This is a genomic window from Corallococcus llansteffanensis (assembly GCF_003612055.1).
GTDB classification, from domain to species: domain Bacteria; phylum Myxococcota; class Myxococcia; order Myxococcales; family Myxococcaceae; genus Corallococcus; species Corallococcus llansteffanensis.
In genome coordinates, this window is the sequence record NZ_RAWB01001219.1 from 1 (window position 1) to 406 (window position 406).

Below are 406 nucleotides of genomic sequence, written 5' to 3' on the forward strand. Positions count from 1 at the left end.
AAGTAATAATCATCACGCGCAATTTTTTCAATATAATCTTTGTCATTCAGATTATTCAACTTTTCTTTTAACGCAATTTCTTCATTTTGTTGCTTTTGAAACTGTGCTTCTTTCGCTTTTCGCTCCTGTGCATCGATATCATTGCGATGTTTTTGGACAACAAGCAAGATTGATAAAACAACAATTATCGCAAGTAATACGCCCGCAAATACTGTAATACGCCTACGAACAACACGCATTTTCATTTTTTGACGTTGTTTTTTCTTGTTCTCTTGCGACGTGTACTGATTTTCTATATGTTCTACTTTATTTTTCATTGCTTGTCACCTCCAATTTACGCTTCTTCAAGTCGACGCTCTTCAACGATTTCATACATGCCCTTCGCGTTATCTTTAGATGCATATTC

1 protein-coding gene is annotated in these 406 nt (G+C 35.2%); it reads right to left on the reverse strand.

From position 1 onward, the window contains the following. On the reverse strand, positions 1-317 hold a 317-nt coding region (gene divIC / locus D7V93_RS44245), incomplete at its 3' end, for a cell division protein DivIC (RefSeq protein WP_120648757.1). Positions 318-406 lie beyond the last annotated feature (89 nt).